The sequence below is a fragment of the Brevundimonas sp. LF-1 genome (assembly GCF_037055305.1).
GTDB classification, from domain to species: domain Bacteria; phylum Pseudomonadota; class Alphaproteobacteria; order Caulobacterales; family Caulobacteraceae; genus Brevundimonas; species Brevundimonas sanguinis.
Map to the genome: position 1 here is coordinate 1,929,687 of NZ_CP146349.1, position 25,105 is coordinate 1,954,791.

General features: G+C 67.3%; 22 protein-coding genes and 4 pseudogenes. 17 read left to right on the plus strand and 9 right to left on the minus strand.

Features of this window, described 5'->3' with window-relative positions:
* Positions 1-15: 15 nt before the first annotated feature.
* The 3 genes from V8F63_RS10685 to V8F63_RS10695 all read right to left on the minus strand — a co-directional run bounded on the left by V8F63_RS10685 (position 16) and on the right by V8F63_RS10695 (position 5,174).
* Entirely contained in the window at positions 16-513 is a 498-nt protein-coding gene (locus V8F63_RS10685; protein WP_392353120.1) for a hypothetical protein, read from the minus strand.
* Positions 510-2,708, minus strand: coding sequence for a TonB-dependent receptor (locus tag V8F63_RS10690; protein WP_392353121.1), 2,199 nt, complete (start codon positions 2,706-2,708; stop codon positions 510-512). Before V8F63_RS10690 ends, V8F63_RS10685 begins: the two co-directional genes overlap by 4 nt.
* A gap of 366 nt (positions 2,709-3,074) precedes the next feature.
* Positions 3,075-5,174, minus strand: a complete 2,100-nt coding sequence (locus V8F63_RS10695) for a TonB-dependent receptor (protein ID WP_392353122.1) — start codon at positions 5,172-5,174, stop codon at positions 3,075-3,077.
* A gap of 145 nt (positions 5,175-5,319) precedes the next feature.
* Between V8F63_RS10695 and V8F63_RS10700 the strand changes: the two genes are divergently transcribed.
* Together V8F63_RS10700 and V8F63_RS10705 are read left to right on the plus strand one after the other, a co-directional pair.
* The gene (locus V8F63_RS10700; protein WP_392353123.1) at positions 5,320-6,210 is read left to right on the plus strand and encodes a DUF4232 domain-containing protein; all 891 of its coding nucleotides are present in this window, start codon (positions 5,320-5,322) and stop codon (positions 6,208-6,210) included.
* Positions 6,211-6,261: 51 nt separating this feature from the next.
* A pseudogene (locus tag V8F63_RS10705) lies at positions 6,262-7,451 on the plus strand (glycine C-acetyltransferase).
* 316 nt (positions 7,452-7,767) lie between these two features.
* On the opposite strand, the gene V8F63_RS10710 reads toward V8F63_RS10705, so the two are convergent.
* Positions 7,768-8,043 carry a hypothetical protein gene (locus V8F63_RS10710; protein WP_392353124.1) on the minus strand — a complete coding sequence of 92 codons (276 nt, stop codon included), beginning with the start codon at positions 8,041-8,043 and terminating at the stop codon, positions 7,768-7,770.
* Between the two features lie 78 nt (positions 8,044-8,121).
* Entirely contained in the window at positions 8,122-8,655 is a 534-nt protein-coding gene (xrtH, locus tag V8F63_RS10715) for an exosortase H (RefSeq protein ID WP_303706026.1), read from the minus strand.
* Between the two features lie 219 nt (positions 8,656-8,874).
* Here xrtH and tdh point away from each other — a divergent pair, with 219 nt between their 5' ends.
* Entirely contained in the window at positions 8,875-9,921 is a 1,047-nt protein-coding gene (gene tdh, locus V8F63_RS10720) for an L-threonine 3-dehydrogenase (RefSeq protein ID WP_303706027.1), read from the plus strand.
* Between the two features lie 16 nt (positions 9,922-9,937).
* Here tdh and V8F63_RS10725 read toward each other — a convergent pair whose 3' ends face one another.
* A complete protein-coding gene (locus V8F63_RS10725; RefSeq protein WP_244093326.1) occupies positions 9,938-10,939 on the minus strand; it encodes a DNA topoisomerase IB in 1,002 nt (333 codons plus the stop codon).
* Positions 10,940-11,154: 215 nt separating this feature from the next.
* Between V8F63_RS10725 and rlmJ the strand changes: the two genes are divergently transcribed.
* Positions 11,155-11,976 carry a 23S rRNA (adenine(2030)-N(6))-methyltransferase RlmJ gene (gene rlmJ / locus V8F63_RS10730; protein ID WP_025978108.1) on the plus strand — a complete coding sequence of 274 codons (822 nt, stop codon included), beginning with the start codon at positions 11,155-11,157 and terminating at the stop codon, positions 11,974-11,976.
* Here rlmJ and V8F63_RS10735 read toward each other — a convergent pair.
* Positions 11,973-12,281, minus strand: a complete 309-nt coding sequence (locus tag V8F63_RS10735; RefSeq protein WP_134580373.1) for an antibiotic biosynthesis monooxygenase — start codon at positions 12,279-12,281, stop codon at positions 11,973-11,975. The two genes, rlmJ and V8F63_RS10735, sit on opposite strands and share 4 nt — an antisense overlap.
* A gap of 92 nt (positions 12,282-12,373) precedes the next feature.
* Between V8F63_RS10735 and V8F63_RS10740 the strand changes: the two genes are divergently transcribed.
* The 5 genes from V8F63_RS10740 to V8F63_RS10760 all read left to right on the plus strand — a co-directional run bounded on the left by V8F63_RS10740 (position 12,374) and on the right by V8F63_RS10760 (position 15,677).
* A complete protein-coding gene (locus tag V8F63_RS10740) occupies positions 12,374-13,090 on the plus strand; it encodes a type 1 glutamine amidotransferase (protein WP_278070787.1) in 717 nt (238 codons plus the stop codon).
* An 88-nt stretch (positions 13,091-13,178) separates the two neighbouring features.
* On the plus strand, positions 13,179-14,915 hold the full coding sequence (locus V8F63_RS10745) for a histidine kinase dimerization/phospho-acceptor domain-containing protein (RefSeq protein ID WP_392353125.1): 1,737 nt from the start codon (positions 13,179-13,181) through the stop codon (positions 14,913-14,915).
* The gene (locus V8F63_RS10750; protein WP_392353126.1) at positions 14,825-15,289 is read left to right on the plus strand and encodes an ATP-binding protein; all 465 of its coding nucleotides are present in this window, start codon (positions 14,825-14,827) and stop codon (positions 15,287-15,289) included. Before V8F63_RS10745 ends, V8F63_RS10750 begins: the two co-directional genes overlap by 91 nt.
* A gap of 8 nt (positions 15,290-15,297) precedes the next feature.
* Entirely contained in the window at positions 15,298-15,528 is a 231-nt protein-coding gene (locus tag V8F63_RS10755; RefSeq protein WP_392353127.1) for a response regulator, read from the plus strand.
* Entirely contained in the window at positions 15,528-15,677 is a 150-nt protein-coding gene (locus V8F63_RS10760) for a hypothetical protein (RefSeq protein ID WP_392353128.1), read from the plus strand. The genes V8F63_RS10755 and V8F63_RS10760 overlap by 1 nt, the downstream gene beginning before the upstream one ends.
* A 10-nt stretch (positions 15,678-15,687) precedes the next feature.
* On the opposite strand, the gene hemF is transcribed toward V8F63_RS10760, so the two are convergent.
* Positions 15,688-16,566, minus strand: coding sequence for an oxygen-dependent coproporphyrinogen oxidase (hemF, locus tag V8F63_RS10765; RefSeq protein WP_392353129.1), 879 nt, complete (start codon positions 16,564-16,566; stop codon positions 15,688-15,690).
* A 485-nt stretch (positions 16,567-17,051) separates the two neighbouring features.
* On the opposite strand from hemF, the gene V8F63_RS10770 reads away from it, so the two are divergent.
* Entirely contained in the window at positions 17,052-18,077 is a 1,026-nt protein-coding gene (locus V8F63_RS10770; protein ID WP_392353130.1) for a dipeptidase, read from the plus strand.
* Positions 18,078-18,129: 52 nt separating this feature from the next.
* On the opposite strand, the pseudogene V8F63_RS10775 reads toward V8F63_RS10770, so the two are convergent.
* Positions 18,130-18,584 (minus strand): annotated as a pseudogene (locus tag V8F63_RS10775) (tRNA (cytidine(34)-2'-O)-methyltransferase).
* 195 nt (positions 18,585-18,779) lie between these two features.
* On the opposite strand from V8F63_RS10775, the pseudogene petA reads away from it, so the two are divergent.
* The 7 genes and pseudogenes from petA to V8F63_RS10810 all read left to right on the plus strand — a co-directional run bounded on the left by petA (position 18,780) and on the right by V8F63_RS10810 (position 25,033).
* Positions 18,780-19,332, plus strand: a pseudogene (gene petA, locus V8F63_RS10780) (ubiquinol-cytochrome c reductase iron-sulfur subunit).
* Between the two features lie 17 nt (positions 19,333-19,349).
* Positions 19,350-20,648: a cytochrome b N-terminal domain-containing protein gene (locus V8F63_RS10785; RefSeq protein ID WP_025978100.1), complete on the plus strand. Its 1,299-nt coding sequence runs from the start codon at positions 19,350-19,352 to the stop codon at positions 20,646-20,648.
* A gap of 5 nt (positions 20,649-20,653) precedes the next feature.
* A pseudogene (locus V8F63_RS10790) lies at positions 20,654-21,527 on the plus strand (cytochrome c1).
* A gap of 148 nt (positions 21,528-21,675) precedes the next feature.
* Positions 21,676-21,867, plus strand: coding sequence for a hypothetical protein (locus tag V8F63_RS10795; protein ID WP_392353131.1), 192 nt, complete (start codon positions 21,676-21,678; stop codon positions 21,865-21,867).
* Positions 21,868-21,959: 92 nt separating this feature from the next.
* A complete protein-coding gene (locus V8F63_RS10800) occupies positions 21,960-22,283 on the plus strand; it encodes a hypothetical protein (protein ID WP_392353132.1) in 324 nt (107 codons plus the stop codon).
* Positions 22,277-23,323 (plus strand): M28 family peptidase, encoded by a 1,047-nt coding sequence (locus V8F63_RS10805; protein WP_392353133.1) that lies wholly within the window; start codon positions 22,277-22,279, stop codon positions 23,321-23,323. Before V8F63_RS10800 ends, V8F63_RS10805 begins: the two co-directional genes overlap by 7 nt.
* Positions 23,324-23,383: 60 nt before the next feature.
* The gene (locus V8F63_RS10810) at positions 23,384-25,033 is read left to right on the plus strand and encodes a M28 family peptidase (protein WP_392353134.1); all 1,650 of its coding nucleotides are present in this window, start codon (positions 23,384-23,386) and stop codon (positions 25,031-25,033) included.
* Positions 25,034-25,105: the final 72 nt, after the last annotated feature.

Genomic DNA, 25,105 nt, shown 5'->3' on the forward strand with positions numbered 1-25,105 from the left:
GGGTGAGGACAAGGCTCAGTACAAAATCTTCCGCAGGCTGACGCGGAAGGTCCGGCCCAGCGGGTCGAGGTAGTCGGGCTGATATGACAGCGGCGTCTCGCCCAGGCCGTCGCGCACGTCCAGCCGCTGGTCGAAGATATTCTCGACGCCAAGGCTGACGCGCGTCCCCTTCAGCCACGGATAGCGCGAGACCAGGTTTTCGCGCGACGACAGGTCGGCGAACAGGTTCAGGTTCACCGTCGTCAGGTCCGAGAAGCTGAGGTCGTCGTCGGGCGAGGCGCCGCCGTTGATGCGGGTGGATTCCTTCCAGTTGGCGTTCAGGAAGCCGCCCATGCCGCTCTTGAAGACGCCCATCTGCAACTGGACTTCGTTGCGGGACTGGCCGCCGCGCGCGCCAATGGCGGCGCCGTCCAGCAGGTCGAGCACCGGCAGGCCGTCGCGGATCGTGATCTCATCCTGGATGCGATAGGTGTGATACAGCGAGATGTTGAACCGGCCCTGGCCGGGCATCATGCCGCCGCCGCGACCACGACCGCCGGGGCCTCCCGGCCCCCGACCTGCATCCGCATTGCTCCCGCCGGAGGAGGGCCGCCCGCGCCGGGAGACCCGCCGGGCGGGCGACCGCCCTCGACCCGCATGACGGTCGGCGCGCCGCCGCTGCGGCCGCCGCTTCCGCCTCCGGGACCGCCCGGTCCCCGGGGACCGCCGCCGCTGCGTGCGTTCATCCGGGCCATGGCCGCCGGGTCCGGCTTGCCGAAGGCGGTGGAGAAGTTCAGGCCCCAACGGATTTCCTGCTGCTCGGCCTTCTGGAAGTTCAGCGGCCGGGCATCGATCGACAGCAGATTGCCGTCCAGATCGCGGGTAAAGCGCTCGGGCAGGGCGGCCTCCAGCTCCGGCGTGATGGTCGGGAAGGAGGCGATGGAGCCTTCGGTTTCTGTGCGGGTGTAGTTGGCCGTGAACCGCAGGTCCTTGTCCTTCAACGGGGTCAGGTTGACGCCGAACTTCAGGACGCGCTTGGTCTCTTCGGACAGGTTGGGATTGCCGCCCTCGATCCGGGTGATGGTGACGGACTGGCCGGTTGCGAAGTCATAGACCGGCACGTTCGGCGTCGACAGCGTCGGGTCGTTCAGCTGCGACATCGACGGGGCCTTCTGCTCGTCGGCCCAGCTGGCGTTGAAGTTGAGCGGCTCCCACGGCGACCAGTTCAGCCCGAACGTATAGGCCGAAAGGCCGCCGAAGTCGGACAGGTCCTCATAGGCCAGGTTCAGATTGGCCGACAGATTGCCCAGGGCGCCCAGCACTTCGCGGTCGCGGCTGGCGATGGGCATGTTGAAGTTGCCCGAGGCGCTGGCGCGGTCACGCGAAAGGGAGCGTTCGGAGAAGACGCTGGCCTGTTCCTGTTCGGAGAAGCGCAGGGTCTCGGAATCCAGCGACTGGCTGTCGAAGCCGAGCTTGAAGGTCGAGGTCAGGGAACCGGCCGGACCTTCCCAGGCCGTGCCGTTGATGACGCCTTCGATGCTGGACTTGCTGGAGACGGAGCGAGCGGTGTCGAACGGATTGGTCGGCAACTGGCCCAGGTCGCCGAAGGGGTCGATGACCCCCGCCGTCACGCCGGCCTGAAGCGCGTCGTCATTGAGGCCGCGTCCGGTGCGGGTCTTGGTCTCGGCGCGGTCATAGCCGCCGTTCACCGTCCAGCGCCAGTCGCCCAGATAGCCGTCGACCAGGAATCCCAGCTGACCCGACAGGGTGTCGCTGCTCCGTCCCAAGGCGCCCGGCGCATCGACATAGCGGTGCAGCAGCACATCGCTGGCGAAGGGCGAATAGGGGCTGGTCGAGGGCAGGGCGAGGCTGAGGCCCGGCAGGCCCAGATAGGAGAAGCTGGTCGTATCGGACAGCTCCCCGCTGAGCGTCAGGGACATGGTCTGGTTCAGGTCACGCACCAGCGAGCCGGTGATGGAGCTGTTCTCGCGCTTGGGCGACAAGGTGCGATAGGCGGTCAGGTCGTCGGTGCGCGGCCCGACGCCGAAGTCGCCCAGATCGGCGCCGCCGCCTGCGCCCGCGCCGACCGAAGCGGTCGTCACCCTCTGGCCCAGCAGGGCCGACAGGGCGGGATCGATCTCGCCGCCGCCGGGCGCCGTGATATTGCCCATCAGGTCATAGGGAACGCCGTCGCGGCGGATGTTGCGCTCGGTCTCGAACAGGGGGCTGTCGTTCTGATAGCCGAGGTCCAGCGTCCAGCGCTGTTTGCCGGCGATACGCAGGACGTTGTTGTCGATCTGGGTCGAGGTGCGGCCGCCCTGATCGGGCCGGCGCACGCTGGCCTGCGTCGTCAGAGAGCGGAAATCGGCCTTGAGCACGAAGTTCACCACCCGTTGGTCGGCGCTGTAGCCGTAAGACAGGGCGGTTTCCTCGGGCAGGATTTCGGTGCGCTCAATCGCCTCGGGCGGAATGCCGCGAATTTCACGGAAGCCCGAGATGCGGCGGCCATTGACCAGGAAGACCGGCGAACCGCCGCGCGAACTGCGCGTCACCGGCTCCAGCAGGGTCATCAGCTCCTGAATGCTGCTGGCGCCGTAGGCCTTGATCTGTTCTTCGTCGAGGACCAGTTCCGGCTCGTAATCGCCCAAGGCCGCGCCGCGCCGGGCGGTCGTCACCACCTCCAGCGTGCCCAGGTCATAGGCGTCGTCGTCGATCTCCTCCTGCGGCACAGGGGTTGCGGTCTGGGCGGGCGCAGCCTGGGCGGGGAGGAGGACGCCGCCGCCGTGTCGGCAGGAGACAGGGAGGCGAGGGCGAACAGCAAAGCGACTGGCGACATGTCGAGTCCTAAAGGCAACCGGGAAATAGGCACGTTCGCGGCGGACGCCCTGTCTCATCCACCGCATCGGCCCAGGTAGAGAACGATGTGCGCCGAAAATGGGCGCAATCGCACTCTGGGATTAAACTCCTGTAATAAGAGGCTTAGTCCCGTCCGAACCGACATGGGTCCAACGGACGAAGGGACGGAATCCGTCGGATCCCGTCCCCTGTTTTTTGCGGTGGCGAAAAGGCTCAGAAGCGAGCGCGCAGGCCGACCGTCAGGTTGCGCCCGCGCAGGGGCGCCGTCTCGGCCAGGAAGGAGGCGTGGTTGAAGGCCGTCTCGTCCAGCAGATTGGTCCCGCGCAGGAAAATCTGCGATCGGACAGGCCCCAGATCCACGTCATAGGCGATCGTGGCGTTGACCATGTCGTAGCCCGGCGTCTCGGTCTCGAAAGCGGCGATGTCGGTCTGTTTGAAGGTGCGGCTGTATTCGACGTCGCCCGACCACGGTCCCTGGAAGGCGGCCAGACGCACGCCCGCCCGCGCCGCCGGGATCGCGGCAGGTTCCCGCCGTCGCCCTTCAGCTCGCCCTGGACGTAGTCGCCGAAGACCGTGCCCGACAGCCATGGCGTGAACTGTTGCGTCAGCTCGCCTTCGATGCCGGTGAAGGTCGCATCGGCCTGGCTGTAGCGGATCAGGCGGAAGTCCTCGTACTGATCCAGCGTCCGCGCGAAGATGTAGTCATCATAGACATAGTGATAGGCGCTGACCGAGCCGGTCAGGGAGCCTTCGGTCTTGCGCAGGGTCAGCTCGATCGAGTTGGCCGTCTCGACGCTCAGATCGGAATCGCCGATCTCATAGGTGTTGGTCGCCAGGTGGACGCCGTCGGCATAGAGCTCCTGGGCCGAGGGCGCGCGCTGCGAACGCGACAGCGATACGGCGCCGGACCAGCCGGGGGTGAAGTGCCACACGGCCGAGCCGGAGATGGAGAAGGGCTTGTGCTCGACGTCGGGCAGGCCGACGGCCGAGGCCTCCTGCCATTCCTGACGCAGCGCGCCTTCCAGGTGCCACAGGCCGATCTCGTATTCCTCCATCACGAACAGGCCGGTGTTCTTGGTCGTGCTGGGCGCCAGATAGCTTTCGTCCCCGACGGCGGCGAAGTCGCTCTTGCTCAGTTGCAGGCCGACCACGCCGCGGACGCCGGCGATCTCGCGATGCTGGGCCTCGATCCGACCGTCATAGCCCTTGTTGGTGAAGGTGGTGGCGACGACGCCTTCTTCCAGCTCGCTGTGCTCATAGTCGGTGTAGCCGGCGCGCAGGCGCACGTTCTCGATGCCCGGCAGCGGATCGCGCAGTTCGCCGCGCAGATCGACCCGGCGGCTCTTCAGGCGGACTTCGGGGGCGGCGTGGTCGTGGTCGCCTTCATGCTCATGGCCGTGATCGTCGTCGCCGTGGCCATGATCGTCGTCGTGACCGTGGTCGTGACCGCCGCCGCAGTGCAGGTGGTCGCCGTGCGGGTGGCAGCCCTCGTACTCGTGGGTGTGTCCGGACAGGCCATAGCGGCTGGTCTGTTCGGTGAAGGCCGCGCCCAGGTAGCCGCGCGAGCCGATCCAGGAGCCGCCCAGAGTCGCCGTCGAGGTCTCGTTGTAGGAGCCGTCCAGGCGCGGCTCGTCCCAGCCGGGAACCTTGTAGTCGTCCGATTTGCGCGCCGCCGCTTCGACGCGCAGGGCGAAGTTTCCAGCCCCGACCGTCATGCCGACCACGCCGGCTTCCTCATTGTCGACCGAGCCGCGACGGTATTCGGCCACGCCCTCGCCGCCGTTGGCCGGGACGCGGGTCGGGATCTTCTTGTCCAGCAGGTTCACCGCGCCGCCGATGGCGCCGCCGCCGTAAAGCAGGGCCGCCGGGCCACGCAGGATCTCGACGCCTTCCAGCAGCAGCGGCTCGCCGCTGACGGCGTGGTCGGGCGAGACTTCAGAGGCGTCCATCAGGCCCGCGCCCTCGCTCAGCACCTTGACGCGCGGCGAGGTCTGGCCGCGCACCACCGGGCGGCTGGCCCCGCCGCCGAAGGTGTCGGAGTTGACGCCGGGAATGCTGTTCAGGGTGTCGCCCAGCGTTGACTGGCGCCGGTGGACCAGGTTGTCGCCGCTCAGCAGGGCGACGTGCGAGCCCACGTCGTCGCCCGCGCGGCCCAGGGGCAGGGCGCGCACCACGACCTCGTCCACCTCATAGGCGTCGGCGGCGGTGGGGGCGTGATCATGCGGATCGGCCTGCGACTGACGTTGAAGCGTATCCTCGGCGAAGGCGGGCGCAGCGGCGCCCAGGCTGGCCAGGGCGGCCGCGCTCGCGGCGGTCAGTAGGAAGGTCTGAAAACGCATGATCACGCATCCCCGTTACAATGATGGGAGGCTTGATATGTTATAGTATATCATTACGCAACCGCCCTTCGCGACGATTTCATCCCGCCGGAGCCTTCACAAGCCCCCGACGTTGCAGCAGGGTCGCTGTTTCAAGGGGGCCGCCATGACCAGATCCGCCGGGTTCCAGACCATCGCCGTCACAGCCGGGCTGGGCATTCTGGCCGCCGGTTGTTCGCAGGAGAGGCCGGCTGAGCCGACCTCGCCGATCGAGGCTCCGGCGAGCCAGGACGCGGCCGCCGTCGGCTATGCCTGCGAAAGCGGCAGGACGGTCGTGGTGGCCTATCCCGACGCCCAGACCGCCCGCGTCTCCTACGACGGCAAGGACTATGCTCTGACCAATGTCGTTTCGGCCAGCGGCGCCCGCTATGCCGGGCAGGGGCTGGAGTGGTGGACGGCCAGCCGCGGCGAGACGGAGAGCGGCACGCTGAGCCGTATGGGCCAGACCGCAGGGCAGGGGGATCAGGCGGGCGGCCTCATCATCGAACGCTGCAGCCGCCCGGTCGCCGCGGTGGCGCCGCCGCCCGCCCGCGCGCCCTGCGCCGCCGAGACCCTGCGTCTGGCGGTCGAGGGCGGCGATGCGGGCATGGGCCATCGCGTGACCACTCTGGCGCTGAGGAATACAGGCGCGACCGCCTGCACGGTCACGGGCTATCCGTCCGTAAGCCTGCTGGACGGCGACGGCAGGCTGCTGACGGGCGTTCGGGCGGTGCAGACGCCGGGCAACTATTTCGCGCAGGGGCGCGCGCCGACGCCGGTCGAAATCCGTCCGCAACAGGCCGCCTGGTTCGATCTGGCCTGGACCGTCATCCCGCATGAGGACAAGGGCGAGACGGCCTGTCCCTCGGCCAAGACGGTGCGGGTCACGGCGCCGGGGGCGGCCACGGCCATCGCCCTGCCGCTGGCCTTCACGCCGTGCGGCGGGCAGGTTGAGGTCAGCCCTCTGCGCCCCGTGGCCGAGGCTTCGGCTCAGGCGCCTGGGCCCGCCGCAGGCTAGGGGTTCAAACCTGCCGAGATTCAGCGTAGCGGAGCAAGCATGACCCAGAATATGAACCAGGCATTCTACGACCGTGTTTCCGCCGAGCTGGCTGATATCGACGCTCAGGGGCTGACCAAGCCCGAGCGCGTGATCGCCTCGCGCCAAGGGCCGGTGATCTCCGTCAACGGCCGCGACGTGCTGAACTTCTGCGCCAACAACTATCTGGGCCTGGCCGGCGACGAGCGCGTCACCCAGGCCGGGATCAAGGCGCAGGAGAAGTGGGGCGCGGGCACGGCCTCGGTGCGCTTCATCTGCGGCACGCTGGAGATCCACAAGGAGCTGGAGCGCGCCATCGCCGACTACCTCGGCTTTGAGGACGCCATCCTGTTCGCCGCCGCCTTCGACGCCAATGGCGGCATCTTTGAGCCTCTGTTCGGGGCCGAGGACGCCATCGTCTCGGACAGCCTGAACCATGCCTCGATCATCGACGGCGTGCGCCTGTCGAAGGCTCAGCGCTACCGCTTCGCCAACTCCGACATGGCCGATCTGGAGGCCAAGCTGAAGGAGGCGCGGGCCGCCGGCGCCGCAACATCATCATCGCCACCGACGGCGCCTTCTCGATGGACGGCTACATCGGCAAGATCGACCAGATCCGCGCCCTGGCCGACCAGTATCAGGCCCTGATCATGGTCGACGACTGCCACGCGACCGGCTTCCTGGGCGACAAGGGCAAGGGCTCGTTTGCGCATTGCGGCGTCGAGGTCGACTTCGTCACCGGCACCTTCGGCAAGGCCCTGGGCGGCGCCATGGGCGGCTTCATCTGCGCCCGCAAGAACGTGGTGGAGCTGCTGAAGCAGCGCGCGCGGCCCTACCTCTTCTCCAACGCGCTGGCGCCCGCCGTGTGCGGCTCGTCGCTGGAGGCCATCCGCATCGCTGCGGGCGAGGAAGGCGACAAGCTGCGGACTCAACTGTTCGCCAACGCCGCGCGCTTCCGCTCGGCGATGGCGCAGGCCGGTTTCGACCTGCTGCCGGGCGAGCACCCGATCATCCCGGTCATGCTGGGCGACGCCAAGCTGGCGCAGGACATGGCGGCGCGCCTGCTGGAACTGGGCGTCTACGTCATCGGCTTTAGCTTCCCCGTGGTGCCGCGCGGTCAGGCCCGCATCCGCACCCAGATGTCGGCCGCCCATACCTTCGAGCAGATCGACGCCGCCGTCGCCGCCTTCACCCAGGCGGGCAGGGAGCTGGGGGTCATCTGACCCCCGCAAGCGGGCGGAGCCGGTTCAGTCCTTCAGGCTGTCGTCGGCCATGACCACCGACCGGCCTGTTGGATTGAGCGCCGCCCACAGCAGGATGGCGGCGATCAGCGGCGCTACCGACATGCCGATATAGCGGCCGACGATGGCGACCTGGGCCGCGATCGGATGCAGCGGCGGCTGATCCAGCGAGGACAGCGCGCCAGCGCTGCGGGCGCCAGTTCGGGGTTCAGCTGCGCCGCCAGCTCGCCCCAGATCAGGCAGACCAGCGACAGCAGGAACAGCGCGGTCAGAACCGCCGCCGCGATCAGAGCCGCTCTCAGCGGACGATCAGTGCGCGGGGCGCCGTCAGGAAGGCGACGGCCAGCGGAACGCCTAGCAGCAGTCGGCGGATGGCCGTATGGGCCACCTCATAAACCACCGGCGCGCCGTCCGAGGTCAGGCGCGTGCCGACGCCCCACCCGCCATCGGCGCGGGTGATGATCTCGCCCGACAGGCCGAAGATCGGGAAGACCAAACTCGCCAGCGGCCGCAGCGCAGCCGTGGCCAGGTCCGCGCCCCACAGCCACCAGGGCGGCAGCAGCAGCAGGAACATCACCAGCGACCACAGGCCGAAGCGACGACGTGCGGCCTCTTCCGGCGTGCGGGCCGAGGGTTTGCAGCCAGCCGGTCATCAGACAGTCTCCTCGGCGGCGGCCTTGGCCGGCTGACGTCCCTGCCAGCGCGTCCAGAAGAAGAAGACCAGCAGCCCCTCAAGGCCGATCATCGCGTCCCAGACGTAGTGGTGGAAGAACTCGAACAGCGATTCCGACCCGCGCGAGAGATAGAGCAGGCTGATGATCCGCAGCAGGTTCACCAACTGCAGCGCGCCCACCCCCACGACGGCGCCGATCACCCCGTCGCGCAGCCGTCCCGGAAAGGCCAGGATGGCGGCGGTCAGCAGGGCGCAGACCTCGACCGCATTGCAGCCGGCCAGCACCTGAACGGCGCCGCGTCCGTCGCTGAAGCGCAGGATGTCGCCCTGCGCCTGAACGCGCCCGTCGAACGGCTGAAGCACGGCGGCGCAGATATCCACCAGCAGCTGGGTGAAGGGCTGGACGAAAAGCCTCTCGGCCCAGGGCGTCGCCAGGGCGCTGAACAGGGCGAGGGCCAACAGGGCGAACAGGCCCAGATATTGAACGGCAGGCGACTTGAGGAAACGCGGCATGGGCGACGAACTGATCCTTGTGGACGGGTCCGCCGGATAGGAGATCGGCGTGTAAGATCGTCATAGCTAGCTGATTCACGGCATGTCTGACAGCTAGGCTCGACTGTTGTTATCCTGGGTGCTCGTGGATCGTCGCCGTTGATGCTTTTCGCACTCGACCGCTTGCGGTCGGCGCCAAGGCGGCCTAGCGGCTGAAGCCGAGCAACGGGAGCACCCACCATGACCGACACCATGAAGGCCCTGGCCAAGACGAAACCGGCCGAAGGGCTGGAGCTGATCGACGCCCCCATCCCCGTCGCGGGCGACGAGGACGTGCTGATCAAGGTGCACCGCACCGCTGTCTGCGGCACTGACATTCACATCTGGAACTGGGACGAATGGTCTCAGAAGAACGTGCCCGTGCCGATGATCACCGGCCATGAATTCTCGGGCGAGATCGTCGCCATCGGCAAGGACGTGGACCGCCGCCTGAAGGTGGGCCAGCGCGTCTCGGCCGAGGGGCACGTCATCGACCTGAACTCCGAGGCGGCCCGGGCCGGTCACTTTCACCTCGACCCCGACACGCGCGGCATCGGCGTGAACCGTCAAGGCGCCTTCGCCGAATATGTGGTGGCCCCGGCGTTCAACGTCATCGAACTGCCGGACGACGTGCCCTATGAGATCGGCTCGATCCTGGACCCGTTCGGGAACGCCGTGCACACGGCGCAGCAGTTCGACTTGCTGGGCGAGGATGTGATCGTCACCGGGGCCGGTCCGATCGGCATGATGGCGGCGGCTGTGGCGCGTCATGCCGGCGCGCGCACGGTAGTTCTGACGGACATCAATGACTTCCGCCTGGAACTTGCGCAAAAGGTCGCGCCGGGCGTGCGCACGGTGAACACGACCAAGGAAGATCTGCGCGACGTCATGCACGAGCTGGGCCTGAAGGTCGGCTTCGACGTGGCGCTGGAGATGTCGGGCTCGCCCATCGCCTTCAAACAGTGCGTCGACACCCTGATCATGGGCGGCGGCATGGCCATGCTGGGCATTCCGTCCAAGCCGATGGAGACGGACTGGGGCACGATCATCCTGAAGGCCCTGACCATCAAGGGCGTCTATGGGCGTGAGATGTTCACCACTTGGCGCAAGATGCTGGGCCTGCTGAAGGCCGGTCTGGACCTGACCCCGCTGATCACCCACCAGATGCCATACCAGGACTTCGAGGCCGGCTTTGAGGCTATGAAGTCGGGCCAGTCCGGCAAGGTCGTCCTGAACTGGGCCGACTGAAGCGGGGCGGCCTGGTTCAGGCCGCCAGCAGCTTGATCAGGGCGGTCTCGAAAGAGGCCGCTTCTGACTTCGGCAGGCTTTGCGCCAGCCGACCCTGTTCGAACAGGGCGACGACCGCCGGGTGGACGTAGGACGAGCGGCAGACGGTCGGCGTATTGCCCAGCAGACCCGCCACAGCCTTGATGCAGATCGTGACCTTGCGTTTGGCGTCGGCCGCCGAGGTCGGGGCCTCGGCGTCGCGCAGGGCGCGGGCGGCGGACACCGTGCCGGCCCAGGTGCGGAAGTCCTTGGCTGAAAACTCCTCTCCCGCTGCCTCGCGGATATAGGCGTTGACCTCGTCCGAGGTGACGGGATGCAGGGCGCCGTCCGCATCGCGGTACTTGAACAGCTGTTGGCCGGGCAGGTCGCGCAGCGCCCGGACGACCGTGGCCAGGCGCCTATCGCGGAGGCTGACGCTGTGTTCGATCCCGCTCTTGCCGCGAAAGGCGAAGGTCAGGGCGGCGCCGTCCATTTCGAGGTGCCGCTTGCTGAGGGTGGTTAGGCCATAGGAGCGGTTCTGGCGCGCATACTGGGCGTTGCCGACACGGATCAGGGTGATCTCAAGCAGGCGCACGGCGGTGGCCAACACCTTTTCCCGGCACGGGCCGCGCCGGGACAGATCGTCCTCGACGCGCTTGCGCAGACGGGGCAGGGCGCGAGCGAAGGCGGGCAGGCGCTCGAACTTGTTCTCTGCGGCATGGGCCGTCCAGTCGGGATGATAGCGGTACTGCTTGCGCCCGCGCGCATCGCGCCCCGTCGCCTGAATATGGCCGGTGGCGCGCGGACAGATCCAGACATCGGTCCAGGCCGGCGGGATGGCCAGGCTGCGGATACGGTCCAGCGTGGCGGCGTCCCGGATCAGGTCGCCGTCCGCATCCCGATAGCAGAAGCCGCGACCGGAGCGACGGCGCGTCAGGCCGGGGCTGTCGTCATTGCACCAGGTCAACCCTTTGGGCGGGGCGGGATAGGGAGGCGTCACGCGCCAACCTTCACTCTGCCGCGCCCATGTCGTCCGCCAACGGCCAGGAGGGCCCGGGCGGCGTCGCGGGGGCGTGGTCGTCGTCGGGCGGGGCCGGGCGTTCGATCATCGTGGCTCTTCTCAAGCGGCATATCGCAACGGCGGCGGCGTCGCGCGGTTCCTTCACCGGGGCGCCGATGGCTTGACCTGAGGGCGCGGGCGAGGGACGGAGCGGCATGAATTATCGTCACAGCTTTCACGCCGGAAACTTCGCCGACCTGGTCAAGCACGCCCTGGTGCTGTGGCTGCTGAAGGATCGCCAGAGCAGGGGGCCGGTGACGGTGCTCGACACCCACGCGGGGGCGGGCCTCTATGATCTGTCGGGAGACGCCCAGCGTTCGCGCGAGGCCGAGGCCGGGGTGGCGCGGCTGATGACCGCCGAAGCGCGGCCTCCGTTGATCGAGGCGCTGGCCGCTGAAGTGGCCGCGTTGAATCCTCAAGGCGGCGTGCGGTTCTATCCGGGCTCGCCGGTGCTGACGGCGCGGGCGTTGCGGGCCGAGGATTCCTATCGCGGCTTTGAGTTGAATCCGCCGATTGAGGCCCTGCTCAATGAGGCGCTCTCCGCGTGGCCGAACGCGCAGGGACAGGCGGGCGACGGCTATGAAGAGGCGGTGCGCGCGGCCAGGGGCGTCAAGGGTCCGCTGGTGCTGATCGACCCGCCGTTCGAGCGGCCTGACGACTATGTCCGCTCGGCCGAGACGGCGGCGGCTGTGGTGCGCGCGGATCCGACGGCGTGCGTCGCGATCTGGACGCCCTTGAAGGATCTGGAGACGTTCGACGGCTTCATCCGGCGGCTGGAGCAGGCGGGCTTGTCGCGGGTGCTGGTCGCCGAGGCGCGTCTGCGGCCGCTCAACAATCCGATGAAGATGAACGGCTGCGCGATGACGGTGGTCAATGCGCCGTCGGGGGCCGAAGCGGCGGCGGCTGAAATCTGCGGCTGGACGGTTCAGGCGCTGGGCGACGCGGGGGCGCGCGCCGAGATCTGGCGCGCCGGCTAGCCGGTCGTCACCTCGCCTGGTTCATAGAGGTGAGGCTCGAAGGTCGCGATGGCCAGGATCGGACCCATGGCGTTGACGACCTGGGGGTGGCGCGTCATGGCCTTCCAGTCTGTGGCGCTGGCCCACACCGCGTGATTGGCGGCGACGCGGCCGTTCAGCCCCCGATGCAGGGTCGCCGAGACAAAGCCGGGCAGTTCGGACTGCACCTTCGCCAGCGCCGCAAGGCGCTCGATCAGTTCGTCCAGGTGGCGCTGGTCGCACTTGAAGATGTTGATCAGCACGACCGGATCATCGGTAGCGGTCATGACGGTTCGTCCCATTGCCTTGGTTGATCTTCTACCCCAATCCAGGGGCTGACGCCTCCTTCATCGTGCGTCTGCGGGAGTGAGAACCGAGCATGAACGTCATCGCCATTCTTGAGACCGGGCGACCGCCAGAGGATCTGGCCGCCCGATACGGCGACTATGTCGATCAGTTCCGCGCGCTGCTGGGCGACGGGGTGGCCACGCGCCGCTTTGACGTTCAGGCGGGCGAACTGCCGGATGACCCTGCGGCCTTCGCCGGAGTCATCGTCACCGGCTCGGCGGCGGGCGTCTACGAGGACCTGCCGTGGATCGAGCCGCTGGCGCAGTGGCTGCGCGATGCGCGGGGCAGGACGCGTCTGGCCGGCATCTGCTTCGGACATCAGATCATGGCTCAGGCGTTCGGCGGGCGGGTCGAAAAGTCGGGGCGCGGCTGGGGCGTCGGGCTTCATGCCTATGAGGTCACCGGCGACGAGACATGGATGCAGCCGCCCGCTGCGACCTTATCTATTCCCGCCTCGCACCAGGACCAGGTGATCGCACTGGCGGACAATGCGCGAGTGATCGCGGCCAGCCCCTTCACGCCCCATGCTGGCGTGGCCTGGGGGGACGACGCCATCAGCTTTCAGTGCCATCCCGAGTTTGACCCCGCCTTCGCCGCAGCCCTGACCGAAGGACGGCGCGGGCGGATCGCCGAGCATCTGGTGGACGAGGCGCAGGCCAGCCTGAAACAGCCCAACGACAGGGCGATACTAGGCGCTTGGATCCGCAAATATCTGGGCGTATCGAACGCAGAGGAAAATAAGGCGTGATTGCGGCGGGGCGATAAGCCTTGCTCAATATCTCGCCTCCACTGTCACGCCCAAGTCAGGCGGGAGGAAGATGTTGAGGCGCCGTGTTTTGTTCAGGGGCTTCGTTCTCGCGGGCGTTGCGGCGGCCTCGGTCGCCGTCGCCGAGCCGCCCATGCAGGCCGAGGCGTCGCCGCCTCCGGCGGCGATCGAACTGGCTCGCGCGGTCGAGCAGCGGGCGATGCGCACGAACTTCGACGCCCTTGAGGCTTTTGGCCGTCAGGCGCTCAAGCGAAACGACCGTGAGGGACGGAATCGCCTGTATCACGTCGCTTGGACCTTTCTGAATCAGGGTGATTTTGAGCGGGCGGCCCTGTGGAACGGTCGACTGGAGGCGCAGGCCAGGGCGGCGGACGACCGGCGCTATCTTGAGATCGCGCGGCTGAATAGGCTGACCGCGCGCTATGACCAGGGCGACCTGGCCGTCGCCGCTGATATGGGGGGCGTGGCGGCGACGACCGGCGACTGGTTCGTCAAGGCGCACGCCGCGCGGCTCTTCGCGCTGTCGCTCATGGATCAGGATCAGGTGGGCGAGGGGCTGCGCCTGCTCGCCGGGGTCGAAGCTGAAATCCCGGTTCATGATCCCTTCGCCAACACCGCCCGCGCCGGGGTGTGGGAAATGACCGGCATGGGGTTGATGAAGCTCAACGACGTGTCCGGCGCCGCTGCGGCCTTTCGTCGGTTTGAGATCGACTACTCCAATCCGGCCTATCCCCGCCCCGATTTCGACAGCCTGTATAATCTGACGCGGATGTCGGTGCAGGTCGGCGACCTGGCGCGCGCCGAGCATTTTTATGCGGCGCACCACCGCTTGGCTGAACGGGCGGGCATTCCGGCCATTCACGCCTATGACGCCGCCCTGTGCGCTGCGGTGGCCGATATGCGTCAGTCATCGGCCAGGATTCTGCAATGTCTGGCGCCTCATGAGGCTCTGATCGACCGCAAGGCCTTCCTGGCGCTCGACATCCTGCCCCTACGCGGCGTGGCGCGGGCGCGGACGGGCGACATCCTAGGCGCCCGGCGTGATCTGGAGCGCCTGCGCCAGCTGGCCCCGGAAGGTATCGTCGACCCGCGCGAACGCCTGGTGGAAGCGGAAGTGCTGAGGGCGTCCGGGCGCACGGCCGAGGCTTTTGACGTGCTGCGCGACTATGAACAGCGCCGCGCCGTGCAGGCGGCGCAGCGCTTCAGCGCCGGCATCCATCAGGTCACCGGCGACATGCAGGAACAGTTGGCCGAGCGTCGTCGCCAGCTCCAGACCGCGCGCGCCAACACCCAGCTTCAGCGCGCGGTCATCCGGGGCCAGAACTGGATCATGGGCATCGGCCTGCTGTTTGTTCTGTCAGCCCTGTTCGTCGTCATCTGGCAGCGGCGCCAGTCGCGGCGTCTGCGCGCCGCCCAGCGCCGGGCCGAAGAGGCCAATCAGGCCAAGAGCGAATTCCTGGCCAATATGAGCCATGAAATCCGCACGCCCCTGAACGGCGTCGTGGCGATGACCGACGTGCTGTCGCGGCGGGACCTGGCGCCAAGGACCGCGAACTGGTCGACATCATCCGGTCGTCCGGCGTCACTCTGGAGCGGTTGCTGTCGGATATTCTCGACACGGTTCGGGTTGAGACCGGAGAGATCAGGCTGGACCCGGCGCCCTTCAATCTGGGCGTCATGCTGCGGGAGATCATGGCCTTGTGGACGCCGATGGCCATGCAGAAGGACGTCGCGCTCACGCTGGAGCTGGACCCCGATCTCGACGCCGCCTTCATCGGTGACGCGGTGCGCCTGCGGCAGGTGTTGACCAACCTGGTCAGCAACGCCGTGAAGTTCACCGAAACCGGTCAGGTGCGGCTTGAAGCGCGCCGCGCCGCGGAGGGGCGGGCTTTGTTCGTGGTTTCGGATACAGGCATCGGCTTCGACGAAGAGTTCAAGCAGCGCATCTTCCATCGCTTCCAGCAGGCGGATGGATCGATCACCCGCCGGTTCGGGGGCAGCGGCCTGGGGCTGGCGATTTCGGCCGATCTGGTGCGGCTGATGGGCGGGCGTCTGGATTGCGATCGCCGACGGATGGAGGCGCGCGGTTCTGGTTCGAACTGTCTCTGCCGCCTGCGCTTGAGGCTGAGGTCCAGACTGTTGCCCCCGCCGCGCGACCCATCGCGCGCCATGAGCGCCTGAAGATTCTGTTGGCGGATGACCATCCGGCCAACCGCTTGGTGGTTCAGGTCATGCTGGAGGCCATGCCGGTCGATCTGGTCAGCGTTGAGAACGGCGCCGAGGCGCTGGAGGCCTTCAGGCAAGGCGGATTCGACCTGGTGCTGATGGATATGCAGATGCCGGTCATGGACGGCCTGACCGCCACCGCCGCAATCGCGAGCACGAGCGGGCGACGCACGCGCCGCGCACGCCCGTGCTGATGCTGACCGCCAACGCCCTGCAGGAACACGTCGAGGCCGGGCGGGCGGCGGGCGCTGACGGCCACCTGACCAAGCCCCTGACCGTGACCGCCCTGACCCAGGCGATCGAGGCGGCCGTTATGCAGGAGGCGGATCAGGTCCCGGCCTGATCCGTGCGGATCAGGGCCACTTCACCACGGGCGGCATGGAACTGAGGATGGCGTCGACATTGCCGCCGGTCTTAAGGCCGAACATGGTCCCGCGATCGTAGAGCAGGTTGAACTCGACGTAGCGGCCGCGACGGATCAACTGTTCCTCGCGCTCCGCGTCGGTCCAGGGCTCGTGCATCCGGCGGGCGACGATCTCTGAATAGACCTTCAGGAAGGCCTCGCCGACCATCTGGGTGAAGGCGAAGTCCTTCTCCCAGTCGCCGCTGTCGTGGTGGTCGTAGAAGATGCCGCCGGTGCCGCGCGGCTCGTTGCGGTGGGGCAGGAAGAAATACTCGTCGCACCACTGCTTGTATTTGGCGTGCCACGACGGGTCGAAGGCGTCGCAGGCGCCCTTCATGGCGGCGTGGAAATCGACGGTATCCGGGTGGTCGTCGCGGCGGTCCGCATCCAGCACGGGCGTCAGGTCGCCGCCGCCGCCGAACCAGGTCTTGGTCGTCGAGATCAGCCGCGTGTTCATGTGCACGGCGGGCACGCGCGGGCTGACCGGGTGGCAGATCAGGCTGATGCCGGTGGCGTAGAAGCGCGGGTCTTCCTCTGCCCCCGGCACCTTCTTGGCGTAGTCGGCGGGGAAGGTTCCGTGGACGGTCGAGCAGTGGACGCCGACCTTTTCAAACAGGCGGCCGCTCATCATGCCCATGACGCCGCCGCCGCCTTCGGGGCGATCCCAGGGCGTGCGGACGAAGCGGCCGGCCTCTCCGGCGAACAGTTCGGCGGGGGCGGCGTCTTCCAGCGCCTCGAAACCGGCGTGGATCTTGTCGCGCAGGGTCTCGAACCAGACTCGGGCGCGCTCGCGGCGCTCAATCATCAGGGCGGGGTCAGCTTGGATCATGAGGGCTTCAACCATGACGCGGCCTTTCTGAACAGTCCGGCGGGGTGCGCGGACGACAGCCTCATGCCGCAGGCGGGGGCAGGGGCCTTGATCCAGATCACAATCCGCTGGCGTAAGGCGGTATACCAACGGTTCCCTCTGCGGTCCGGCTGTGCCAGCCTGCCGCACCCGCAAGAAGCAGCGCCGAGGGCGCCCGGGCGGGCCAAGTATCAAAGAGGGGAAACCATGATCCGCATCGCCCTGAACGCCAGACTGCGCGCCAGTCTGCTGGCCGCCGCCTCCATCGCCGTTCTGGCGGAACCGGCTCTGGCTCAAACCCAGCCGCAAGAAGCGCGGGTGATGCAGATTCTGAAGCGCACGCCCTTGATCGACGGGCACAACGACCTGCCGTGGGCCTTGCGCCAGGGCTTTGGGAACGACCCGCAAGGCGTTGAGCTGAATGCGATCTGTCGAGCTCGACGCGCCTGCATACGGATATTCCGCGTTTGCGCGCCGGGGGCGTGGGAGGTCAGTTCTGGTCGGTCTACGTCCCGGCCAGCATGGCGCCGGTCGAGGCCGCCAAGGCCACCTTCGAGCAGATCGACACCGTCAAGCGCATCGCCGCCGCCTATCCCGAGACCTTCGAGATCGCCACGACCGCCGATGACCTGGTCCGCATCCACCGCGCGGGCAGGATCGCCAGCCTGATCGGCATGGAGGGCGGCTATTCCATCGACGATTCCCTGGGCCTGCTGCGCGAGTTCTATGATTCGGGCGCGCGCTACATGACGCTGACCCACTCCAAGAGCACCACCTGGGCCGACAGCGGCACCGACGCCCCCAAATGGAACGGCCTGAACGCCTTCGGCGAGGACGTGGTCCGGGAGATGAACCGTCTGGGCATGATGGTCGACCTCAGCCACGTGTCCGAAGACACGATGGTCGATGCGATCCGGGTGTCTTCGGCGCCGGTGATCTTCTCCCACTCCTCGGCGCGGGCGGTGACGGCCCATCCGCGCAATGTGCCGGACGCGGTGCTGCGCCAGATGGCGAGCAACGGCGGCATCGTGATGGTGACCTTCGTGCCGGGCTTCATCAGCGAGGCCGTGCGGGCTTCAGGCGCGGCGCGCGCGGCTGAGCTGACGCGGCTTAGCGCTCTCAACCCCGGCGATCCCGCTGCGGTGAAGGCGGGCATGGACGCCTGGAACGCCGCCAACCCGGCGCCCAAGGCGACGATGGAGGACGTCATCGCTCACATCCAGCACGTCCGCGATGTGGCGGGCATCGACCACGTGGGTCTGGGCGGCGACTATGATGGAGTGGACAGTCTGCCGGTCGGCCTAGAGGGTGTGGACGGCTATCCGCGCCTGCTGGCCGAGCTGATGCGCCGGGGATGGAGCGAGGCGGACATCCGCAAGATTTCAGGCGAGAACCTGCTGCGCGTCATGCGGGCGGTGGAGCGGGTGGCTGAGAGCAAGCGCGGCGAGCGGCCGAGCCTGGCCAAGCTGCCGGACGACGGCGCGCCGGAGTAAAATCGCACTCTGACTTTTCCCTCCCCTTCATGGGGAGGGAGAGGCGTGGCGTTTATCGTCTCGGCAAGCCCTGCATCTGCCTCAACGCCTCATGCAGGCCGATCCCGGCGCTGACGGACAGGTTCAGCGACCGGGCTTCCGGCCGGATCGGAATATAGATCGCGCATCGGCCGCCGCGTGGACGTAGTCGGGCGACCCGGCGCTCTCCTTGCCGAACAGCAGGACGTCGTCGGGCTGGAAGACGAAATCCGTCAGCGGCTCAGCCGCGCGCGTCGTGAACAGCACCAGACGACCCGGCGCGCGGTCGCGCTGGAAAGTCTCCCAGTCGGCATGGCGCGTCATATGGGACAGAGGCCCGTAATCCAGCGCCGCCCGCTTCATCGCCCGATCGTCGAAATTAAAGCTCGTGGGCTCGATGACGTGCAATTCCACGCCGAAACAGGCGCTCAGACGGATGCAGGCGCCGACATTATGGGGGATGTCAGGTTGAAAAAGGGCGAGACGCATTCTAAGGCCCTCATACGCGCGGGGCGGGGCCTTGTCGCGGCTTTTGTTGCGACTGTTTCGCAAATCGCTTTCGCGACTTGTCTGAAGCAGCCGAAACCAAGGCCGGACGGGCAGGGGTTTGCCTTCGCACAAAGGGTTCCATTCGGTTGACGTTCCATCTTGGGGCGGACGACCGGCGATGCAGAGGTGAAACGCGTGGCCGAATCGGTCGTGAATGCTGACGGGCCTGACGGCCAACACGGGGGTGGCGACGCCACCCGCCGCGACTTCATCCACATTGCGGCAGGTGCGGCTGCGGCCGGCGCTGGCGTGATGGTGGCGTGGCCGCTGATCAACCAGATGAATCCGGCGGCCGACACCCTGGCCCTGGCGTCGATCGAATTCGATCTGACCAAGGTTCAGGAAGGCCAGCAGGTCGTCATCAAGTGGCAGGGCAAGCCGGTCTTCGTGCGCTATCGCACCCCGGCCGAGCTGACCAAGGTCATCGACGAGGGCGCCGTCGGCTCCTCCCGAGACCGACGCCGAGCGCACCAAGGCCGGTCACGAGAAGTATCTCGTGGTCATCGGCTCGTGCACCCACCTGGGCTGCGTGCCGACCTTCAACGCCGGCGAGTACGGCGGCTGGTTCTGCCCGTGCCACGGTTCGCACTATGACGCCTCGGGGCGTATCCGTAAGGGCCCGGCGCCGCTGAACCTGATCGTGCCGAACTACGAATACATGTCCGACACCCGCGTGAAGATCGGCTGAGGACGGACAGAGGAACCATGAGCGATCACGAATCCACCTATGTCCCGAAAACCGCTGTTGAGCGGTGGATGGACACGCGCCTGCCGATCATTCGTTTCGGCATGGACTACGCCAACCTGCCGACCCCGAAGAACCTGAACTACTGGTGGACCTTCGGCGGCATCCTGGCGCTCTGCCTGATGACCCAGATCATCACCGGCATCGTCCTGGCCATGCACTACACGCCGCACGTCGACATGGCCTTCGCCTCGGTCGAGCGCATCATGCGCGACGTGAACGGCGGCTGGCTGATCCGTTACGTGCACGCCAACGGCGCGTCGATGTTCTTCATCGCCGTCTATCTGCACATGCTGCGGGGCCTCTACTACGGCTCCTACAAGGCGCCGCGCGAGATGATCTGGATCGTCGGCTGCGTGATCTTCTTCCTGATGATCGCCACCGCCTTCCTGGGCTACGTCCTGCCGTGGGGCCAGATGTCCTTCTGGGGCGCTGAGGTCATCACCAACCTGATCGGCGCCATTCCGGTCGTCGGCGAGCCGATCCTGATCTGGCTGCGCGGCGGCCCGGCGATCGACAACGCGACGCTGAATCGCTTCTTCTCGCTGCACTACCTGCTGCCGTTCGTCATCGCCGGCTGCGTGGTGCTGCACCTGTGGGCCCTGCACGCCGCCGGTCAGAACAACCCGGTCGGCATCCTGATCCCGAAGGACCGTCAGGCCAAGGACACGCTGCCCTTCCACCCGTACTTCACGGTCAAGGACGGCTTCGCGATCATCCTGTTCCTGATCCTGTTCGCGGTCTTCGTCTTCTATCAGCCGAACGCCCTGGGCCACGCCGACAACTACATCCCGGCCAACCCGCTGCAGACCCCGGCGCACATCGTGCCTGAGTGGTACATGCTGCCCTTCTACGCGATCCTGCGCGCCATTCCCGACAAGTTCGGCGGCGTGGTGGCCATGTTCGCGGCGATCGGCGTCCTGTTCGTCCTGCCGTGGCTGGACACGTCCAAGGTGCGCTCGATGCGCTACCGGCCGACGATGAAGACCTTCTTCATCATCTTCCTGTTCGTCTGCTTCGGCCTGGGCTGGTGCGGCGCGCAACTGCCGGACGCCCCGGTGGTGCCGGGCATGCCCAGCTTCAACCTGATCGACGGCCAGCTGAACTCCTACCTGTGGCTGACCCGCCTGTTCACGGCCTACTACTTCGTCTTCTTCCTGGTGCTGATGCCGGTCATCGGCCTGCGTGAGAAGCCGCTGCCGATCCCGGCGACGATCTCGGAGCCCGTGCTCCCGTCGACCGCAGCCGAGAAGGCGTGAGCGCGATGATGAGCAACGAGAAAAAGACCGTGTCCTTCCGCAAGATCCTTGTCTCTGTGACGGCCGCTGTCGGCCTGGTCGCCATCGCCGCCCCGGCGATGGCCGCCGGGGGCCAAGCATCCGCGCGACGGCGGCTTCAGCTTCGCCGGGCCGTTCGGCACCTTCGATCAAGGCCAGCTGCAGCGCGGCTACAAGGTCTACAAGGAGGTCTGCGCCTCCTGCCACGGCATGGACCTGGTGCACTTCCGTAACCTGGGCGACAAGCACGGGCCGTTCTGGAACCCGAAGTATCCGAACCCGAACGACAACCCGGTCGTGAAGGCTCTGGCCAAGGAAATCCAGGTTGCTGACATCGACTCGGAAACGGGCGAGGCCCTGATGCGTGACGCCACCACGGCCGACCGCTTCCCCAACCCCTATCCGAATGCGACGGCGGCGGCTGCGGCCAACGGCGGCGCCATGCCGCCGGACCTGTCGGTCATGGCCAAGGCCCGTCACGACGGCGCCAACTACATCTACTCGCTGCTGTCGGGCTATTCGGCTCCGCCGGCGGGTCTGAAGATGACCGAGACCCAGCACTACAACCCCTATATGGCCGGCGACATGACCCCGTTCTGGACCGGCAAGGGCGACGTGCCCAAGGGCGGCTTTATCGCCATGCCGCCGCCGCTGAGCGCCGGTCAGGTCACCTATGACGACGGCACCGAGGCGACCGTGGACCAGATGTCCAAGGACGTCGCCGCCTTCATCGCCTGGACCTCCGAGCCGAAGATGGTCGAGCGCAAGCAGATGGGCTTCGGCGTACTGATCGTCCTGCTGGCCTTCGCGGGCGTGACCTACGCCAGCTACCGCCGCATCTGGAAGGGCGTCGCTCACTAAGAGCCGCGCTCGTCGGATCGAAATGAAATGAACCCGCTGGAGCGATCCGGCGGGTTTTTTCATGGCCGGTCGGCGCCTGTCGGCGGTCGACACCCGCGGTCCGGCTGACTACGGTCCCGTCATCGAATTCTTCGAGGGGTGAACCTGTATGCGTATCTCGTCTTCCATCGCCGTTCTGGCCTTCGCCGCCGCCCTGGGCGCGTCCGCCGCCGCCCAGGCCCAGACCACGCCCGCCTTCGACGCCGCGCGCATTTCCGAAGACATCCGCGTCCTGTCGGATGACAGCTTCGAGGGCGCGGCATCGCCACCCCGGCCGAGCAGAAGGTCATCGACTATCTGAGCCGCCAGTACGCCGCCGCTGGCTTCGCGCCGGGCGGCGAGAACGGCGGCTGGACCCAGGCGGTCGGGCTGAACCGTTTCGCCGTTTCCAACGTGGCGGGGCGGCTGAAGCTGGGCGACTGGAGCCAGTCGCTGACGCAGGGCCAGGAAGTCACCATGACGACACGCCTGCCGGGCGCTGCGGTCGACCTGAAGGACAAGCCGCTGGTCTTCGTCGGCTACGGCATCAGCGCGCCTGAGCGTGATTGGAACGACTTCAAGACCGACGTGCGGGGCAAGGTCATCGTCGTCCTGGTCAACGACGCCGACTTTGAAGACCCGTCGCTGAACACCTTCGGCGGCGATGCCATGACCTACTACGGCCGCTGGACCTACAAGTTCGAGGAAGCCGCGCGTCAGGCGCCGCCGGCGTGCTGATCGTGCACGAGACCAAGCCGGCGTCCTACGGCTGGACCACGGTCGCCAACTCCTGGGGCGTGCCGCAGTTCGACATCGTGCGCGCGGATCCGGCGTCTGAGCGCGTGGCGATGGAGGGCTGGATCCAGCGCGATCTGGCCGTCGATCTGTTCCGCCGCGCCGGGCTCGATTTCGAGCAGGAGAAGATCAAGGCGCGCAGCCGCGACTTCCAGCCGGTCGAGCTGAAAGGCGCGACGGTCGACGCCAGCTTCGACGTCGCCACTGACCGCATCGTCACCCACAACGTCGTGGCCAAGCTGGAAGGCTCGACCCACCCGGACGAGACCATCCTCTACACCGGCCACTGGGACCACATCGGCATGGGCGAGCCGGACGCCAATGGCGACCGCATCTTCAACGGCGCCATCGACAACGCGTCGGGCACCGCGGGCCTGCTGGAACTGGCGCGTCAGTGGTCGGCCGGACCGAAGCCGGAACGCACCATCGTCATGATCAGCTTCACCGGCGAGGAAAGCGGCCTGCTGGGGTCGGAATTCTACGCCGCAAACCCGCTGTACCCGCTGGAGAAGACCGTCGGCGGCTTCAATCTGGACTCGGCGGCCGTGTTCGGCCGCATGAACAAGCTGGGCGTCACCGGCTACGGCCATTCGGAGCTGGACGAGCCGGTGATCGCGGCGGCGGCGGCGCAGGGGCGCGGCTTTGTCGGCGATGCTGGGGCCGCAGCGGGCATCTACTTCCGCTCGGACCACTTCCCGCTGGCCAAGAAGGGCGTGCCCATGGCCTATCTGTCGTCGACTGGCGACTTCGTCGATGCGCCGATCGAGCCGCGTCAGGCCAAGGCCGCCGACTATCGCGCCAACCGCTACCACCAGGCGGCGGATGAGTGGGAGGCCGATTGGGACTACGCCGGCATGCTTCAGGACCTGGAGGTCATGTTCAAGGTCGGTCAGGGCCTGGCCAACAGCCGCGACTGGCCCGAATGGAAGGCCGGTTCGGAGTTCGGTCCCGAGCGCGCCAAGAGCGCCGCTCAGCGCCGTTGATCCGTCTTTCGAGACGAACATGGCGAAAATGTAAGGGGCGGCCTCGCAAGGGGCCGCCCTATGACTGTGTGCAAGAGCCTCGTGGGGGAGGCCAAGGGAATCACCATGCATCATCGTTTCATTCGCGGCGTCGCCGCTGCGGCTCTGCTGCTCGTCGCGGGCGCCGTGTCGGCTCAGGACTTCTCGGCCCAACGCCTGTCGGATGAGATCCGCATCATCAGCGCCGATGACTTCCAGGGCCGCTATCCGGGCACCGACGGCGAGAAGAAGACGCTGGACTGGCTGCAGGCCCAGTATGAAGCCATGGGGATGGAGCCGGGCGGTCCTAACGGCCAATGGCTGCAGGTCATCGACCTGAAGCGGCTGACGCCCAAGGGCCAGCCGACGCTGACCTGGTCTGGCGCGACGTCTCAGGGGCGAGCCCTGATCGCGGGCGCGGATTTCACACTGCGCGCCATGAACGACGCAGCGGCTGGTGCGGTGATCGACGCGCCCGTCGTCTTCGCCGGCTACGGCATCCATGCGCCTGAACGGGGCTGGGACGATTATGGCGACCTGGATGTGACGGGGGCGGTCGTGCTGGTCGTGGCCGGCGAGCCGGAGGGCGAACTGTTCAACGGCCCCTACGCCACCAACTATCAGTCCGCCGCCTATAAGGCCGACGAGGCCAAGCGGCGCGGCGCGGTCGCGGTGCTGACGGTGATCGACGGCGACGCGGGCGCCGCCGCCTGGCGACGCGAAACCGGCGGGGCGACGCGCACCCGCACCCTGACGCCCGGTTCGGCCGAACTGACGCTCAGCGGCGCAGTCAACCGTGATATCGCGGCCGAAATGGGCGTCAATCTTGCGACGTTGAAGCCCCGGCTCCAGACCGGCGATTTCCGCGCCTTCCCGCTGGATGTGCGGATCACCGCCTCGGCCGAGGAGACGGTCGAAATCCTGCGCACCCACAATCTGTTGGCCCGCATCACCGGCAGCGAGCGCCCGAACGAGGCCATCATCTATTCGGCCCACTGGGACCATGTCGGCGTCAATGAGAACGCCGCCAGCGACGACAAGATCTTCAACGGCGCCTGGGACAACGCCTCGGGCACCATCGGCGTGGTCGAGATGGCGCGTCAGCTGAAGGCCGCCCCGACGCCGAAACGCAGCATTGTCTTCGCCCATATGGCGGCGGAGGAAATGGGCCTGCTGGGCGCCTACGCCTATGTCGCCGATCCGGTCTATCCCCTGGAGACGACGGTGGCCGACATCAACATCGACATGCTGCCCCTCAGCGGCCCGACGAAAGACGTGCCGATCTTCGGCAAGGGGCAGAACAGCCTTGAGGACGATCTGCAGGCTCTGGCCGAGAGGGAGGGGCGCTACGTCTCCGACGATGGCCAGCCGGAGCAGAACTTCTACTATCGCTCCGACCACTTCCCGTTCGCTCGTGCGGGCGTCCCGGCGCTGATGCCCTGGCACGGCGTGGAATGGGTCGAGGGCGGCCGCGAGGCGGGACTGGCGGCGTGGAAGGCCAAGTTCGGCGCCGACTATCACCGTCCCAGCGACGAATGGTCGGCGGACTGGGATCTGCGCTCGGCGGTTGAGAATCTGACCCTGCTGTATCGCCTGGGTCTAGAGCTCGCCAACGGCGACGAGTGGCCGACCTGGAAGCCGACGTCGGAGTTTGGTCAGGTCCGCGACCGCAGCGCTGCCGCGCGGCGCTAGAGGCGGCTTACGCGCAAGGAGAAAGGCCCTCTGTCCATCGCCGGGCAGAGGGCCTTCTCGTGTCAGCCTTTG

Bases quoted from the DNA above. Each gene is read 5' to 3' on its own strand.
- V8F63_RS10695 (WP_392353122.1), bottom strand. From the start codon at position 5,174: ATGCGTTTTCAGACCTTCCTACTGACCGCCGCGAGCGCGGCCGCCCTG.
- V8F63_RS10710 (WP_392353124.1), bottom strand. From the start codon at position 8,043: ATGTTCCTGCTGCTGCTGCCGCCCTGGTGGCTGTGGGGCGCGGACCTG.
- V8F63_RS10735 (WP_134580373.1), bottom strand. From the start codon at position 12,281: ATGACCGCTACCGATGATCCGGTCGTGCTGATCAACATCTTCAAGTGC.
- V8F63_RS10810 (WP_392353134.1), top strand. From the start codon at position 23,384: ATGACTGTGTGCAAGAGCCTCGTGGGGGAGGCCAAGGGAATCACCATG.
- V8F63_RS10760 (WP_392353128.1), top strand. From the start codon at position 15,528: ATGCTGACCGCCAACGCCCTGCAGGAACACGTCGAGGCCGGGCGGGCG.
- V8F63_RS10700 (WP_392353123.1), top strand. From the start codon at position 5,320: ATGACCAGATCCGCCGGGTTCCAGACCATCGCCGTCACAGCCGGGCTG.
- tdh (WP_303706027.1), top strand. From the start codon at position 8,875: ATGACCGACACCATGAAGGCCCTGGCCAAGACGAAACCGGCCGAAGGG.
- V8F63_RS10740 (WP_278070787.1), top strand. From the start codon at position 12,374: ATGAACGTCATCGCCATTCTTGAGACCGGGCGACCGCCAGAGGATCTG.
- V8F63_RS10750 (WP_392353126.1), top strand. From the start codon at position 14,825: ATGCAGAAGGACGTCGCGCTCACGCTGGAGCTGGACCCCGATCTCGAC.
- hemF (WP_392353129.1), bottom strand. From the start codon at position 16,566: ATGATCCAAGCTGACCCCGCCCTGATGATTGAGCGCCGCGAGCGCGCC.
- V8F63_RS10685 (WP_392353120.1), bottom strand. From the start codon at position 513: ATGATGCCCGGCCAGGGCCGGTTCAACATCTCGCTGTATCACACCTAT.
- V8F63_RS10795 (WP_392353131.1), top strand. From the start codon at position 21,676: ATGCGTATCTCGTCTTCCATCGCCGTTCTGGCCTTCGCCGCCGCCCTG.
- xrtH (WP_303706026.1), bottom strand. From the start codon at position 8,655: ATGCCGCGTTTCCTCAAGTCGCCTGCCGTTCAATATCTGGGCCTGTTC.
- rlmJ (WP_025978108.1), top strand. From the start codon at position 11,155: ATGAATTATCGTCACAGCTTTCACGCCGGAAACTTCGCCGACCTGGTC.
- V8F63_RS10785 (WP_025978100.1), top strand. From the start codon at position 19,350: ATGAGCGATCACGAATCCACCTATGTCCCGAAAACCGCTGTTGAGCGG.